This window comes from Parabacteroides massiliensis (assembly GCF_900155425.1).
In the GTDB taxonomy this organism is placed as follows: domain Bacteria; phylum Bacteroidota; class Bacteroidia; order Bacteroidales; family Tannerellaceae; genus Parabacteroides; species Parabacteroides massiliensis.
In genome coordinates, this window is sequence record NZ_LT700192.1 from 424488 (window position 1) to 439615 (window position 15128).

16 protein-coding genes and 1 pseudogene are annotated in these 15128 nt (G+C 38.2%); 10 read left to right on the forward strand and 7 right to left on the reverse strand.

Annotated features, from left to right (window positions below; translation table 11 throughout):
* Positions 1-6: 6 nt before the first annotated feature.
* Positions 7-2703, reverse strand: coding sequence for a hypothetical protein (locus tag BQ9893_RS20630; protein WP_075967772.1), 2697 nt, complete (start codon positions 2701-2703; stop codon positions 7-9).
* A gap of 310 nt (positions 2704-3013) precedes the next feature.
* Here BQ9893_RS20630 and BQ9893_RS20635 point away from each other — a divergent pair.
* The 3 genes and pseudogenes from BQ9893_RS20635 (at position 3014) to BQ9893_RS20645 (ending at position 5773) form a co-directional block, all read left to right on the forward strand.
* Positions 3014-4175, forward strand: a pseudogene (locus BQ9893_RS20635) (IS4 family transposase).
* A 399-nt stretch (positions 4176-4574) separates the two neighbouring features.
* Complete coding sequence (locus BQ9893_RS20640; RefSeq protein WP_075967773.1) at positions 4575-5090, forward strand: helix-turn-helix transcriptional regulator; 516 nt, start codon at positions 4575-4577, stop codon at positions 5088-5090.
* A complete protein-coding gene (locus tag BQ9893_RS20645) occupies positions 5087-5773 on the forward strand; it encodes a nucleotidyl transferase AbiEii/AbiGii toxin family protein (protein ID WP_075967774.1) in 687 nt (228 codons plus the stop codon). The genes BQ9893_RS20640 and BQ9893_RS20645 overlap by 4 nt, the downstream gene beginning before the upstream one ends.
* 126 nt (positions 5774-5899) lie before the next feature.
* Here the strand turns inward: BQ9893_RS20645 and BQ9893_RS20650 are convergent, their stop codons facing one another.
* Both BQ9893_RS20650 and BQ9893_RS20655 read right to left on the reverse strand, forming a co-directional pair.
* Positions 5900-7273, reverse strand: a complete 1374-nt coding sequence (locus BQ9893_RS20650) for a type II toxin-antitoxin system HipA family toxin (protein ID WP_244155237.1) — start codon at positions 7271-7273, stop codon at positions 5900-5902.
* Entirely contained in the window at positions 7270-7608 is a 339-nt protein-coding gene (locus tag BQ9893_RS20655) for a helix-turn-helix domain-containing protein (RefSeq protein ID WP_075967775.1), read from the reverse strand. The genes BQ9893_RS20650 and BQ9893_RS20655 overlap by 4 nt, the downstream gene beginning before the upstream one ends.
* A gap of 191 nt (positions 7609-7799) precedes the next feature.
* Between BQ9893_RS20655 and BQ9893_RS20660 the strand changes: the two genes are divergently transcribed.
* Entirely contained in the window at positions 7800-8921 is a 1122-nt protein-coding gene (locus BQ9893_RS20660; protein ID WP_075967776.1) for an ATP-binding protein, read from the forward strand.
* A gap of 244 nt (positions 8922-9165) precedes the next feature.
* A complete protein-coding gene (locus BQ9893_RS22585; RefSeq protein ID WP_081415515.1) occupies positions 9166-9396 on the forward strand; it encodes a transposase family protein in 231 nt (76 codons plus the stop codon).
* Here BQ9893_RS22585 and BQ9893_RS20670 read toward each other — a convergent pair.
* The 3 genes from BQ9893_RS20670 to BQ9893_RS21825 are packed head-to-tail and all read right to left on the reverse strand — an operon-like array spanning position 9288 to position 10096.
* Positions 9288-9608, reverse strand: a complete 321-nt coding sequence (locus tag BQ9893_RS20670) for a type II toxin-antitoxin system PemK/MazF family toxin (protein WP_075967778.1) — start codon at positions 9606-9608, stop codon at positions 9288-9290. The two genes, BQ9893_RS22585 and BQ9893_RS20670, sit on opposite strands and share 109 nt — an antisense overlap.
* Positions 9602-9850, reverse strand: a complete 249-nt coding sequence (locus BQ9893_RS20675) for an AbrB/MazE/SpoVT family DNA-binding domain-containing protein (RefSeq protein ID WP_075967779.1) — start codon at positions 9848-9850, stop codon at positions 9602-9604. Before BQ9893_RS20675 ends, BQ9893_RS20670 begins: the two co-directional genes overlap by 7 nt.
* A 48-nt stretch (positions 9851-9898) precedes the next feature.
* The gene (locus BQ9893_RS21825) at positions 9899-10096 is read right to left on the reverse strand and encodes a hypothetical protein (protein ID WP_167369890.1); all 198 of its coding nucleotides are present in this window, start codon (positions 10094-10096) and stop codon (positions 9899-9901) included.
* 192 nt (positions 10097-10288) lie between these two features.
* Between BQ9893_RS21825 and BQ9893_RS20680 the strand changes: the two genes are divergently transcribed.
* The 5 genes from BQ9893_RS20680 to BQ9893_RS20700 are packed head-to-tail and all read left to right on the forward strand — an operon-like array spanning position 10289 to position 14076.
* The gene (locus BQ9893_RS20680) at positions 10289-11200 is read left to right on the forward strand and encodes a virulence RhuM family protein (RefSeq protein ID WP_075967822.1); all 912 of its coding nucleotides are present in this window, start codon (positions 10289-10291) and stop codon (positions 11198-11200) included.
* 59 nt (positions 11201-11259) lie between these two features.
* Positions 11260-12501 (forward strand): AAA family ATPase, encoded by a 1242-nt coding sequence (locus BQ9893_RS20685; RefSeq protein WP_075967780.1) that lies wholly within the window; start codon positions 11260-11262, stop codon positions 12499-12501.
* Entirely contained in the window at positions 12485-13111 is a 627-nt protein-coding gene (locus BQ9893_RS20690) for a retron system putative HNH endonuclease (RefSeq protein WP_075967781.1), read from the forward strand. Before BQ9893_RS20685 ends, BQ9893_RS20690 begins: the two co-directional genes overlap by 17 nt.
* 30 nt (positions 13112-13141) lie before the next feature.
* A complete protein-coding gene (locus BQ9893_RS20695; RefSeq protein ID WP_075967782.1) occupies positions 13142-13468 on the forward strand; it encodes a hypothetical protein in 327 nt (108 codons plus the stop codon).
* 11 nt (positions 13469-13479) lie between these two features.
* The gene (locus BQ9893_RS20700) at positions 13480-14076 is read left to right on the forward strand and encodes a recombinase family protein (RefSeq protein WP_075967783.1); all 597 of its coding nucleotides are present in this window, start codon (positions 13480-13482) and stop codon (positions 14074-14076) included.
* Positions 14077-14303: 227 nt separating this feature from the next.
* On the opposite strand, the gene BQ9893_RS20710 is transcribed toward BQ9893_RS20700, so the two are convergent.
* Complete coding sequence (locus BQ9893_RS20710) at positions 14304-14921, reverse strand: JAB domain-containing protein (protein ID WP_244155239.1); 618 nt, start codon at positions 14919-14921, stop codon at positions 14304-14306.
* Between the last annotated feature and the right edge of the window lie 207 nt (positions 14922-15128).

The window sequence follows — 15128 nt, forward strand, 5'->3', positions numbered from 1 at the left end:
TATTACTTATTCTTGATTTTCAACTCTATTTTCGGCAGGTTCAGGATTATTCACAACCTCTCCCTCCGGCATCGCATCAACCGCTACTACTGGTTCATTTTCCTGTTGTTCTTCCTGTGGCTGCTGTGACTGCTCCGCATGTTGCGATTTTGCCATATGTCTTTCTTTCCACTGATTATACAAAGTTTCCTTTTCTTTCATAGTTTTTATATTTTCCCCGTCTGGGTAAATACCTTTCAAATCTTTATCTGCCCATGAAGCAAAATAAGGATGCTCTCGTAGGTTTTCTCTTATTTTATCTCTTTTTTTTACTTTACTCAACAACTTTGACAATTCATTCCATTCTGGAATTCGGTTTTCATTAGTAGGCTCCTTTTTATCTATAGTAAACACAGCCTCAAACACATCTTTCTGTCTTGAATTCTCAACCTTCTCTAAAAATGTCTCCAATGGTTTAATGAAATTAAACTTTATCTTGTAACGTTCGTTTTCATCATCTATTCCATAAATTGCCTTCCCACTGTTTTGAATAGTCTTGTAGAATTTGCCCATTACTTCATAAGAGACCTTCTGCTTGCTTACATTCCTATAACTTCTTGCATTCTCAAAAAGCGAAGAGATGATTTCCACATTCCGAAGTACTCCATCAGAAAGAAATTTGTGGAAATTTTGTTCTCTTTTTTCCAAAAACTTATAATCCGACCTATTATTACACTCTTTTAGCATTCGGTTCAACATGGATTCTGACAATTTTTGAGCGACCTCATAAACACCATCAAAAATACCATTAAACCTTTTGTATGCAAACTCAGGATTTACTACATTATAAAACGGTGCAAGTATATCAAATAGGAAAAAGCCTGTCTTGTCGGTAAATTGTGACAAATAAGCAGGAACCACATTTTTTCGTACTAAGTCTCCAGCTTTTAATATATCCATCTTCTCCTTTGAACGTACCGGATAACGTATCGTCCAAATAAAAAATTCAATAAGATTAAAATCTTTCGCAAATTCCTTTTCTTTATCCCCCTTCTCTTTTTTCTTTTCTTTGTCATTATCTTCTAAAGAACTGATTTCATCCCATTCCTCCTTCAATTTTCTCATTTGCGCTATAAGCGACTTGCCATCAATCACTCGAAGATCAAAAGTCTGCTTATTACTCTTTGGCAACAATTCTCCAGGAATATACGTAAAATAGCTTCCTCCCACCAATCTTTGCAACGCATTGGTATGTATAAAACGGCTATCAATTCTACTGATTTCTTTCTCGTCTTCTCTATTTTTCGGAAAAATATTTCCTGGTGTTTCAGTGATAGATTCATAAGCCTCATAAAGCCTCATTGAAAGCAAACTCTCCAAATAGAACAATAAAGCAGAGTCCTCTTCCGATAGGTATTCTTTCTCTAACAGAGAAATGATATAAAGCACATCACCACAAGAAAGATTATAACCAAAATTCAATGAACTAATAATACTTTTCACCAAAAACTGTGTGTCCGTATCAGTTTTACTTTCCGAATTACTCTTTCCTTCCCCTTCTATTTCATCGAAATCTATTTGCTCATAATCCCTATCATTCAATCCCTTAAGGATTTTTTGTCCCAAAACCTCCACTATTTCCTTATTTAAATAAGTTCCATTTTCATTGAAAACTATCCTTGATAGTTTTTCCTGTATTTCTTTAGAGAATCGGGCATTCCATATCGTATGGAAATAGGTCTTGAACCATTGTTTGTTATTACGTAAATCTTTTTCCTCTTCCGGATTAGTGGAATCTTTGATTGGCTTCATCGAAACCAGCAACCCTATTAGGTTCATCAACTCCCTCAGATTATTGGGAATAATAGGAGACACAAGTCCACGACTATTATAGAACAAATAGCGGGTGCGTGAAAATATCAGTTCCATGACACGCTGTTTAAGCGGGATATACGTACCAGCCTCCACTACACTTAGCCATTCTTCTTGATTATCATTCCCTTCTATGAAAAGAGGTCCCTCTGCAATGGAATAAGTTTTAGGCATATTTACACGACTGGCTACCGGCATCAGTTTGGATATATATTTCTTAGCCATTTCATATATCTCATTATCATCCACCAATCCTTCTACAACCTTTCCATCCACATGAGAAAGACCGCTTTTTTTTGCCAATGCCACCGCATCTCTCAATTGCGACACCTTTACCGAAACAAATACAATGCAGTTAGGTATGGTTAAGAACTTCCTTATTTGTTCGCACATCTCATAAGCATGTTCCATATTCAAGTCTACATCGTCTATTGGAATAATAACCACCTCTTTTTCACTGAATCGCAAATATAAATTTACAGCCTCTTCTATGTGTTTCCTAAGCTCCAGCCCAGCGGCCAATACATCCAAACTCTCCAGATTGTCTATACCCTTTTCCCTTTCGCGTAGCAATATACCCAAACATTGTCTAACTTTTTGAAATTGTTCTATCAATTTTCGATTCAAATCCCTATCTAAACTTCCGCTATCCTTCTTCGCTTGAATGTATTTCAGATATAACTTGCCTATAACCAGTTCCAACACATTGTGACATTTATCAAAGAATGAAGGATCTATGATATCTAAGATTTCAATTTTTCTCTTTTTCAGACTGTTGACTCCGATATTCTCTAAATATTGTGAACATGTATCAGAACACCTATTTTTCAATATATCCAAAACCGTTTGCATACAAGAAGTTTTTCCTTCCCCTCTTTCCCCACAAAACCAAACACATTTCAATGTTCGATTTTCTTTATCGCCCCAATACCTATCAACCAACGATAATGCTTGCTCATATTGATCGGAGAATATAGAATCTTCAAATCTAGAATCCTCACGAACGACATCATATTCCTGACCTATTTTATATTTTATATCATTGCTGTCCCATTAAAATCTAAAATTGCTCTTTGAAATATTTGAAATATAGTTAGTTACGGAGATTTTTCGATTAAACGGATTTCAATTCTCATCTTTGCGGCCTAAAATAGGCTGGCATATGCATAAGGATAAATTCGTCTTCTCTCAACTGATAGTCTTCTTAAATAGAAATAAGTTCAACTACATCGTTCGTAAGCATGATGGAGACAAGTATGTGAAGCATTTCACTTGCTGGAATCAACTGCTTTCTTTGATGTTTGGCCAGCTCTCCAATCGTGAGAGTCTGCGAGACTTGATTGTCGCTCTTGATGCTCACCATTCGAAATGCTATCATTTAGGGATGGGTCGGAATGTCTCAAGATCATCCTTGGCGAGAGCCAATCAAGACAGGGACTATCACATTTTTGAGGAATATGCCTACTACTTGGTAAATGAAGCAAGGCAGAAGCGTGTTACCGATATATTCAAACTCGGAGGAAACGTTTATGCCTTTGATTCAACAACAATTGATTTATGCCTTTCCGTGTTTTGGTGGGCAAAGTTTCGTAAGAAGAAAGGTGGCATCAAAGTACATACATTGTACGATGTGGAAACGCAGATACCGGCATTCTTCCATATCACCGAAGCTTCCGTACATGATTCAAAGGTTATGAATGAAATTCCCTATGAGTCTGGTTCCTACTATATCTTTGACCGTGCTTACAACAACTTCAAGATGTTGTATAGAATTATCAGATAGGTGCCTATTTGTTGTCAGAGCCAAGAAGAATCTTCAATACAAGCCTATCAAGTGGAAGCGAAGGATGCCCAAAAATGTACTATCGGATATGGCTATCGGGGTGACTGGATTTTATCCGAAGCAATACTATCCTGAGCCGCTTCGTTTGGTCAGATATTGGGATGAAGAACAGAACCGTGAGTTTGTTTTCTTAACGAATGCAACACACATTTCCCCTCTTCAAGTTGCCGAACTTTACAAGAATCGCTGGCAAGTGGAGCTGTTTTTCAAATGGCTAAAGCAGCACCTCAAAATTAAAAAGTTCTGGGGAACTACCGAAAATGCCGTTCGAATACAAATCTATGCTGCTATATGTACCTACTGTCTGGTGGCAATCGTTCAACACGACATGCAATTGGATAGAAGTACATATGAAGTTCTTCAGATATTGAGCATCTCGCTGACCGATAAAACGCCTCTTCGAGACCTCTTTGACAAAACTAAATTTCAAAATGACAAAGAACGATTTGGACCTGATGGACCAAGTTTATTTGATTTTTAATAACGTCCCAATTTTAATGGGACACTAGTGATTTTATATATTTCATATGTACAATTTCTGAAACTTATTAAAAAATCAAACGAATGTTCCCCAAACTCATACAAACACTTTTTCACAAATCCCTGCTCATATCTCGAAGCAATCAATATGTAATCGTTTGTAGAATCAACAAACAAGTGCAATTATAAAAAAAAATTAACCTGTAGTGTATGTTGCGCAAAAATATTTCAATGGGGCACAAAATCAGTTTAATATTTTTCAAAAGATAATTTTTTCGGAAGATATTACCAGAATGGATAAAAAAGTCTATCTAAATCAATCCGAAAATAAATAACCAAATTTGGTTATTATCGCAAAAGAATGTATATTTGCACTTGAAAATCTAAACGATAAAGCAGTATGTACGAGGAATATATCAAATCAGAAAGGACACCTGCCGGAAAAGTTTTGGAGCATATTTTGAGAAAAGCCAAAATGACCAGAAAGCAACTGTCCATTGAGGCAGGCATATATCCACAAAGAATCAGTGAACTAATCAAAGGTACAAGGGATTTCACGGTTCAGCAGTCCATTTCCATAGAAAAAGCATTGAAAATAGGTATTGAAGGCTATTTCTATAAGATACAAGCCAATTATGAAGTTTATGCTTATCTGACAAAAAGAGAACAGGAAAAACACCCTGACTTGTCGAAATTCAGCAAGGCATTATTTTGGGACACGAGAATTGAAAGGATTAACTGGACGAAAAATAAGGAATGGGTCATTCAGCGCATATTTGAATACGGCAATAATCAGGAAATAGAGGAAGCCATCCGGTTTTACGGCAAAGAAACTATACAGGCTGTATTGCAGAGAATAAGCAGTAAATGGAAGGAAGAGGCAAGAGAAAGAAACTTTAAAAAATTTGTACAATGAAACTTCATTATGAAACTGTATCTCCCCAGTTAGTCCACTGCTTGAAAACAATTCTGCAATCTGATGTTTTCAAGGATTTCAACTTGGTTGGTGGAACATGCCTAAGCCTTCAAATAGGACACAGACGTTCCATAGATATAGACTTATTTACAGCAATAGACTATGGAAGTATGGATACCACCGCTATAAAAGTTTTCTTACAAGAAAATTTCCCATATTCAGAAAATTTGAACAGTTTAGACCAACCAGCTTTGGGATATTCTGTCCGTATCGGTGAATCTCCAGCTGATTGCATAAAGGTAGACCTCTTCTACACGGAAAACTTTATCTTCCCCATCAAATATACAGACGGCATCAGGCTTGCGGATATAAGAGAGATTGCAGCGATGAAAATTAAAGCAATTACTCAAGACGAACCCAGACAAAAAGACTTTTGGGACATTTACGAACTTTGCAACATGTACAGCCTGAAAGAAATGACAGAATGGGCAATGATGCGTGATGAATGGAGCTTTACGAAAAAAGACATAGAAACCGGATTTGAAAGAATTTTCGATGTCAAAGAGTGCCCTGAAGGGATAGATTGTTATAGAGGATATGCGTGGGAACTTATCAGCATGGATCTAAAAACAGCCGCAGAGGAATATTTTAATCAGGAAAAAGAATCATCCAATCCAGAATGACAACAACCACGGCAACAAAATAAATAGGAAAAAGGAGGGAGAAGAGGCATAATTCACCAGCTTTAACTTAATTGCAACAAGTTCAAATCATCAGTGACGAGGTCGTAATTTGAACTGTGTCAGTTTCTAATCTATCAGATAAACCATAATTTTACTTTCGGATAAATATCTGAATATAAATTCGATATGAAATGATATTTTACTGGCCAAAAGAAAAAACAAAACAATGACACAGTTTAATTTACTCCCCCTCAGTGCCAATCCATCCAATACATGTTGGATTTTATCAGATATGGCTTTATCTATGCCATACGTGACGCACAATGATTGAAATTTGCTTACAGCATCGAACACCTGTAATATCTTCTTTTTAGGATTTTCCACAAAATCCTCGGCGAAATTGACAAAATCACTTGTGGCCAAGGCCGATCTCTTGCCCATCACACCCATAGAATGAATATGTGCAGAAGAATTTTCCCATGTATTTGCCGTGAACATTACATCATATGCAGGTGATAAACGCCACCTCCCTGTCTTATCCATGATAAACGATATGTTCTTATTATGGTCATCAGATATACCTGCGACATAATTAAATACCATTCTGATAAATATCTGGTCTTTGTCTTCCTGGGGAAGTTTCAGAGTCTCTGCCAGCCAACATAGCTTCATATAATCATCTGCACCTGGCATAATGGCCGCAAGGGTCTGGCTAAGAATCTTGTCTCCATCCTTGCTATCAAATCTTTCCGTTACGAAATGATTTCTTCCATCAATCTCTTTCAGAAAGCATGGCATCATGTTGATTCCTGCCACCTTTGCCATTTCGCTATATACCATTTCTATCTCTGTGGTAGGAGAGTCATCTGCTTCTTTAAATTTTATGATATACTGCTTAAAATTTTCAGGCAAATCCACCTGGCCGGAACGGAACTCTTCCGTTTCGAGGTTATAGGCAATCACCGCCTTCGGGCGCATGCCACCGGCAGAAGTTCCGAGATATATTAACTTCTTCATCGTGAGGCTATCCTCCGGTGATATGACAGCAGCATCTCGATCATTATATATTTTAGAAGCCAAAGTTGCCAATGATGACATGTTTACTGACTCATGGATGGCATCATCATTAAATTCCGGTTCAAATTCCAATGCTCCCATAGCCCTCTTGCCAATATAAGAGAGCTTCAATAGAGGCAATGATTCCGTAACCTTTATATTGTTATCCGTGAGCCATTGGTCAAATAGGGAAGCCCCCCATTTGTCAGGAAGCGCATCTGCAAGAAATTCCGGAAGCCCTTGATATAATTTATCTTTATTCCCATAGAAAGACGCAAACAAAGGGATTCTCTTAGGATGTGTGGAAGGACATATATCATAATCTTGTTTCCTATACTCATCCGTAAATTGGAATACAGAACAATGCTTTTCAAAGTCCCAATTCAATTTGCCAATACAAGTTCCCCACAGATATACATTCACTATAATTGGCTCTTTCTTCATACCATCTTACGTTTACTGTTAATTCTTTGTATTTTCTTACCTGTTTCTTCATTGATAAGGAAAGGGGAGTCTGGAAGTTCCGGTACCAAATCGACAACGCCTTCAAGAGTTCCACTTATACGCAAAATCTTAAGCAATGTACTTAGGGCAATATCACTTACTTTGCAAGATTCTATTCTCTTAATAGTAACGATAGATACTCCTGCCTTATCCGCAAATTCTTGCTGAGAAAAACAACAACTAAGTCTTATAGCCTTAACTCTCTTGCAGATTTCCTTAACAATACATTCATCTGAAAATTCGTATATTGTATATGTATCATATAACCTTTTCATAGAGAAAAAACATATTTAGGTATCATTTTTGATATAAAGGTAACACAATTATCTTACATGTGGAATCAAAGATAATATTTTTTTGCGGTTGTATTCTATAATTTCGGCTGAATTTTGCGGTTGTATTCTATAATTTCGGCTGAATTTTGCGGTTACAAATCCTTTTTTCGTATCTTTGCAAGAAAACAGGTATGATAAACCGTATAATAAAGGATTCTATTTTAAGCGATTACAAACGTAGAAAGGTAATCGTTTTACTTGGTGCGAGGCAGGTAGGTAAGACTACGCTTCTTTCTGAACTTTGCAAGGGGAAAGACAGGGTGCTTTCATTGAATTGTGACAATGTGGATGATGTGTTGGCTTTGGAGGGAAAGACTACCACCGAGCTAAAGCAGCTTTTATCGTCTTATGAGTTGGTTTTCATAGATGAAGCGCAACGGGTGAAGAATGTCGGGCTGACATTGAAAATGATTGGGGATTTGAAGTTGGAAACACAAGTGGTTGTTACAGGTTCTTCATCGCTCGATATGGCAGACGAGATAAACGAGCCAGCGACTGGGCGACTTATCGAGTACAACCTATTCCCGTTCTCGCTGCCGGAACTCGCTTTGTATAGTTCGGAAAGGGAGGAAAACAGATTGTTGGAAAACCGGATGATTTATGGGCTTTATCCGGAGGTCGTAACGGAGCCGGGTGATGCGAAACGCACGTTGATGACACTTACCAATAATTACCTTTACAAAGATTTGTTTGCTTACAAGGGTATAAAGAAACCGGAACTGATCCAAAAGCTGGTAAGGGCATTGGCTTTACAGTTGAGCAGCGAAGTTTCTTATAATGAGCTAAGCAACCTGTTGGGGGTTGATCGGGGTACGGTTGAAACGTATATAAATCTGTTGGAGAAGTGCTTCGTTGTTTTCCGTTTGGATTCTTTCAGCCGGAATCTTAGGAATGAGATAAAGAAGGGCAAGAAGGTCTATTTCTATGATAATGGGGTGAGAAATGCCGTCCTTTCCAATTTCGCTCCGTTGGAGCTAAGGAATGATGTTGGTGCGTTATGGGAGAACCTCATGGTGAGCGAACGTGTGAAACGAAACGCCTATTCCGGCAACTATGCGCAACTGTTCTTTTGGCGTACCCATGAGCAGCAGGAAATCGACTTGATTGAGGAACAGGACGGTATGTTGCATACATTCGAGTTCAAATGGAACGGAAAGGCAAGGAGCAGCCAGCCGAAAGTATTTGCCAGTTCTTACCCAAGTTCGACTTATGAAGTCATTACACCGGAAAATTATTGGGCGTTCTTGAGATAGGAAGAATAACCAGCCGTTGGGAAATCCCGGCGGCTTTTTTTGTTTGTGGAATAGGTTCTTTCTGGTTCATCCGACATTTCGCGTGATCGTGTCCTAAAAAGGGAAACCGCTGAACAAATTGTATATTTGAATAACCACAAACAAATGTACAATAATGAACAGCAGTTTTCTATATCATGCGTGGGGTCTGTATAACCACAAATGTACTCGTGAGGAATACAAAGGTAACACAATTATCTAACATGTGGAATCAAAAGAGCGACAGAAAGTATGCCCCCAATGCGGCCATAGTCATTTGGTGAAAAATGGTTTTCGCATCCGCACCTTTATAGGTCTTCCTATTGGTGGCAAGAAGTTGATAATCCATCATTCACAAAACATTTGTCGGAACACTTCTTTCAGTTCCTCTATTTCCCTGTTGTTAAGTTCTCCAATTTTTCGTTTTATACGGCTTTTATCCACCGTGCGAATTTGATCAGTGGCTATCTCTCCTTCACGCCCAGCTATAGAACACAGAACCCGGTAAGGATAGTTCCTTATCGTAGAGGTTATCGGAACAATGACTACTGTTGTAAGGTACATATTCAAATCTGAAGGAGTAACAACAACACATGGCCGTGTCTTTGCCATTTCCCCCCCACGGGTAGGGTCTAACTCTACCCAATATACTCCATACTGTTCTACCATGTCCAATCCTCAAACTTTTCATCCTCAAACACATCAGGGATAAGCAACTCATCATCCCTATTCTCATGGGCACGTTTGGCAGCTTCCGCCCATCCCTGCCGTGGTTGTGCCTTTATCACAATATTGTTCCCGTCCAAAGAAACGCTCACAGCCGATTTCAAGGACAAACGCAACTGTTTCAATATTTCGGAAGGAAGTATTATCCCCTTGCTGTTTCCAATCTGAATAATATTCGTTACCATAATGTTATAACTTTAAAATTGATTATCACGATACAAATATAGATAAAGTTATAACAGCGCCAAAAGAAAAACTAACTTTTTCCCATTTTCACCGATAATCCGGCCAACGGCTGCACTCGTCGGGAGTGCTGGTGTATCCCCTTGCCGTGCGGCGCTCCCCGACATATGATTCTTATCATGCCTTGTGTCCTTTTCTCCGGCTTCTAACAAACAAACATGCATTAAAATATAGAGTAGTGTTTCCATTTGAATTTTAGTTATTTGATACCCCAACTATGAACAACAAACAGACAACTGTTTTCTTTGAGACAGCAGAATGTTTCTGTTTTATTAAAATAAAAGAGAAACGAGAAAATTAGAAGAATACTTTCGAAAAAAATGCTTTTAGATGTTTCTTTTATCTATCTTTGCCAAAAGACAATAAAAAGGAAACATCAGATGGAGAAGCAAGGAGAAATCATACTATACCAACCAGATGAAGTCGTAAAACTGGAAGTACGCTTAGAGGACGAAACAGTTTGGCTAAACCGCCAACAGTTATCAGAGTTATTCGACAGAGATATAAAAACAATAGGCAAACACATAAGCAATGCTTTAAAAGAGGAATTAATAGATATTCCAACTGTCGCAAAATTTGCGACAGTTCAAAAAGAGGGTGAACGATTCGTCACTAGACAGGTTGAGTTCTACAACCTTGATATGATTCTTTCTGTTGGTTACAAAGTTAAAAGTCAAAGAGGAATACAGTTTCGCCAGTGGGCGAATAAGATTTTAAAAGATTATCTATTAAAAGGATATTCTATTAATCAACGGTTGAATGAGATTGAGCAGAAAATGGATAACAAGTTTTTCCGGATAGAGAAAACCATTGCGGAACATGACAAGAAAATCGACTTTTTCGTGCGCACCTCATTGCCTCCGGTAGAAGGTATCTTCTTTGACGGCCAGATATTCGATGCGTATAAGTTTGCCACAGATTTAATAAAGTCAGCCAAATGCTCACTTATACTTATCGACAATTATGTAGATGAATCCGTGTTACTCATGTTGAGCAAACGAAACAGTGGAGTATCAGTTACTATTTATACACACAAAATAAACGCACAGCTCCAACTTGATTTAAATAAACACAACGACCAATATCCTCCCATTGAAGCTAGAACCTACAAAAGCAGTCATGACCGCTTCTTAATCATTGATAATACGGAAGTATATCATATTGGGGCATCGCTAAAGGATTTGGGCAAGAAAATGTTTGCTTTCTCTAAGTTGGATCTTCCTGCTCATACGATCATAAATCGTACTGTAAACATTAATATCCATACAAGAAACAGAAGAAATTTCTTTTGATATACATCTGTTATTCTGTTGTTTTTCACTATATTTGTTAAAGAAATAAAGAATCGCTTATGATAATAGAATCAATAAAAATAGAAAATTTCAGGGGTATAGAATATTTAGAAATACCTGCACTGGACGAACATATAAATCTTTTCGTCGGTGTCAACGGAGCTGGTAAAACAAGCGTATTGGACTCCTTTTCACTTGTGCTTTCTTGGCTTTTGGCCAGAATCAGAAATCCGAGATCATCCGGTACACCCATCGCTGAATCGGATATAAAAAACTATTCGAAAAGTGTATGTTCAATCTCTATCAAAGTAAAAAATTCCGGTGAATGGATTTTATACCGTTCTAAATCTTATGCTAAAAATAAAGCAGATAACGGAAAAACTGAACTCCAGGATATGATGGAATATATCAATGAGATACATCATAGCGCAACTCAGGGAGGAAATATACCAGTAATTATGTATTATCCGGTAAACCAGGCCATCAACAATGCACCGGCTCATCTGAAAAGAGGAGGAAAAGAACCTGAAATTTGGGACACCTATGAAAATGCACTAAAAGGAAATACTGAATTCCGTTCTTTTTTTGAATGGTATAGAAAACAAGAAGATAACGAGAATGAACACATATGTGACAACAGAAATTATCAGGATAAAAAACTTTCTACAATCAGAGAAGCCATAAAAAGATTCTTCCCTGATTTCAGTGATTTTCGTGTTCGTCGTAATCCTCAAAGATATGTTATTCAAAAAGATTCTGAAATCATTGAATTCAACCAATTATCACAAGGAGAAAAATGTTACTTGGCTTTAGTATGTGATCTTGCACGAAGGTTCGCTATGGCCAATCCAAACAGTGACTACCCACTACAAGGAGAAGGTATTGTGTTCATCGATGAAGTTGATTTGCATTTACACCCTAAATGGCAAATGGAAATTGTTGATAAATTGCGTACGATTTTTCCTAATTGTCAATTCTTCTTGTCAAGCCATTCACCTCATGTACTTTCTGATCTTACTTCCCACCAGATTTTTTTATTGGATAATGGCAATCTGAATCATACATCATTCAATCCCTATGGAAAACTAGTATTAACCAATTACTTTTCCATTTCAATGGCAAGAAACTTGAAAGTAAAAGAACGAATAAATGATGCATATAAGGCATTAAAAGAAAACGATTCCACTACTTTTCAAAAAATCTTCGAAGAATTATCCAAGCAATTAGGTAAATTAGATCCGGATATGGTTAATCTAAAATTGGAATCTGTAAGAAAAGAGAACGATGAAAAAAATAAATAAATCAGAGGAGCCTTCCTCCTTAACTAAATTCAGGCGTAAAAATTCTTCCAATAAATGGGAGGACATTCATACAGAACAAAATCTGTCTATATATGAAGATTGCCTGCTTCAATGCATGGATGACCCAAATTACTTATGTGGCTATACAGAGATAAAACTTGAGGCCAACTACCACATTGATCACTTCATAAAAAGAGATATTTCCCCACGCCAAACATTTGATTGGCAAAATATGATTGCAGCAGTCCACGATTCCAAATTTGGAGCCGATTTTAAGGATAAGACTGTCAAAAAGAACGATTATAACAAACAGTTGAAAAAATACAACCACATTCTTAATCCAGTGACAGACAATATAGAAGGTCGTTTTATTTTTTCAACAAATGGCGTTATCGAACCTGCAAATAGAAATGATACAGCTGCAGCAGAAACCATCCGTGTCTTTAATTTACAGGAGGATTCCCTGAACAGCAGACGAAAACAGGCAATGGAAAATACAAGAAGATTATTGGAACAAATGGATAAGGAAGCAGTAATTGGATATTTACAAGGAGAAGAATTTCCGAGTGCTATTGCTTATGAAATTTCCAGAAATCAACAAATTCACTAATTCTGAAATACCCCTAAAGTAAACCTTGCCATGCGAGAAGCGGAAGAGAATATAAAATTCAAGATGGAAATTGACGTATTGGTTCCCATTCCACGTACTGTCACCCGTGATTTCACCAGTTTGAAGCACCTGCGTCAATGGCAGAAACGGAATGACATTGACGTTTCTCTTTACTGTTTTGCACACCGGGAATACCTGCTCAACGAAAAGGGAGAATGGGAACAATTTACCGTTATCGGCAAACAGGTAGTGACTATCGGAGAATTGGAAAGGCTTCTTTTGGCTATGAAGCAAAAGGGGTTCCACCAATACAGCCGTGAGGAATATGAAGAATTAAAACCTTCATCAACCAACTAAAACGATACAAAATGAAAATTGGATATGCACGTGTTTCCACTAAGGAACAACATTTGGATATGCAACTGGAAGCGTTGAAGGCTGCCGGATGCGAGAAGATCTTCTCTGAGAAAATGACCGGACGTCAACAAAACCGCCCGGAGCTGGATGCCTGCCTGAACTTTCTCCGGGAAGGCGACACGCTTGTCGTATATAAGCTGGACCGGCTTGGCCGTTCTCTGAAGAATATCCTTACGCTATTGGAAGATTTCAAGAATAGGGGCATCCAATTCACCTCACTGCAAGACAACATCAGTACGGAAGGCGCAATCGGCCAACTGATGAACAACATTCTCGGTGCTTTCGCCCAATTTGAGCGTGACCTTATCTATGAGAGAACCCAAGAAGGCAGAAGAATCGCCAAGGAAAAAGGTGTCAAATTCGGCAGAAAGACACTTATCAACAAAAACAACATCGCCAAGCAGAAAAGCTGCATCCAGCTCTATGAATCCGGAACGCCGGTAAGGGAGATACAGAAGATATTAAACATAGGCAGTAGCGGAACAGTATATCGTCTATTGAGAAGGAATGGAATTGCGCTGAAATCCGAGAACAAAAATAACGAATAAACCTCTTCCTATCCTTCAAAGATGATTCTCAAAGATCGTCTGCAATTTCACCTCTTAGCAAGATTATAGAAAAGTCTCTGAAAAGCCATGTCTTTGCGTATTTTACGATGTCGTATCCGATAGTCAGGGAAGCATTTTTTTGGTTCTTTTTTGGGGTGTCTGCCAAAAAAGAACCCCGAAGCCGAAATCCCGGGCAGACGGGATTTCTCCCGTCCCCTCTACATTTCTTATAAATTTCCCTCGTCCGCATAACTATAATAGCTATCGCCTGCTACAATCACATGGTCTAACAGACGGATGTCTAATGTTTCAGCGACTTTTTTAACCACTTTCGTCAAACTGTTATCCACACAGCTGGGCTTGCGTGACCCTGACGGATGGTTATGCACCATGATAAAAGATACGGCATTATAATACAATGCCTGCTTCATGATAACCCGTATATCCACAGGGGCGGTATTTATCCCACCGCATGAGATACGAACTTTGCGGATGAGTTTGGACGAACTGTTCAGCAACAGCACCCACATCTCTTCAGTAGCAATATCGCACAAAACAGGATGCATCATTTTATAAACATTATTGCTGGATAAAAGCGCAGGACTTTCAACTTGTCCTTCTTTCAGCCGTTTATATAACTCAATCGCCGCATAAGCGACTTTTTTACGGCTGGGTGTCAGTGTTTCCAGTACATCAGACAAACACAACCCGTCCATTTCCATCTGTTCATACTTATATTCTTCACGTTTCAGTTTCTCACTGTTCGTCAAGGTATAAATCAACTCGCTGTTTTCCATCACCCGATAAATGTCATTCACTTCAAATACGGTTCTTTTCGTTTTCATACTGCCAAAAATTAAAAGATTAATACTCGCAAACATCGCTTGTCGCCTCAACCATAAATTTTTCCTCAACTGATTGGGAACAGTGCATTGAAGAGAAAGCGGGAAAGACGGATCAGAACGGGATTGAACTGGTAAATACTACCTCCCGGAATGGGAGGATGGAGATTTGGCTTTTCAATATCGGGCGTTCCGGCCACGCCTACCTTC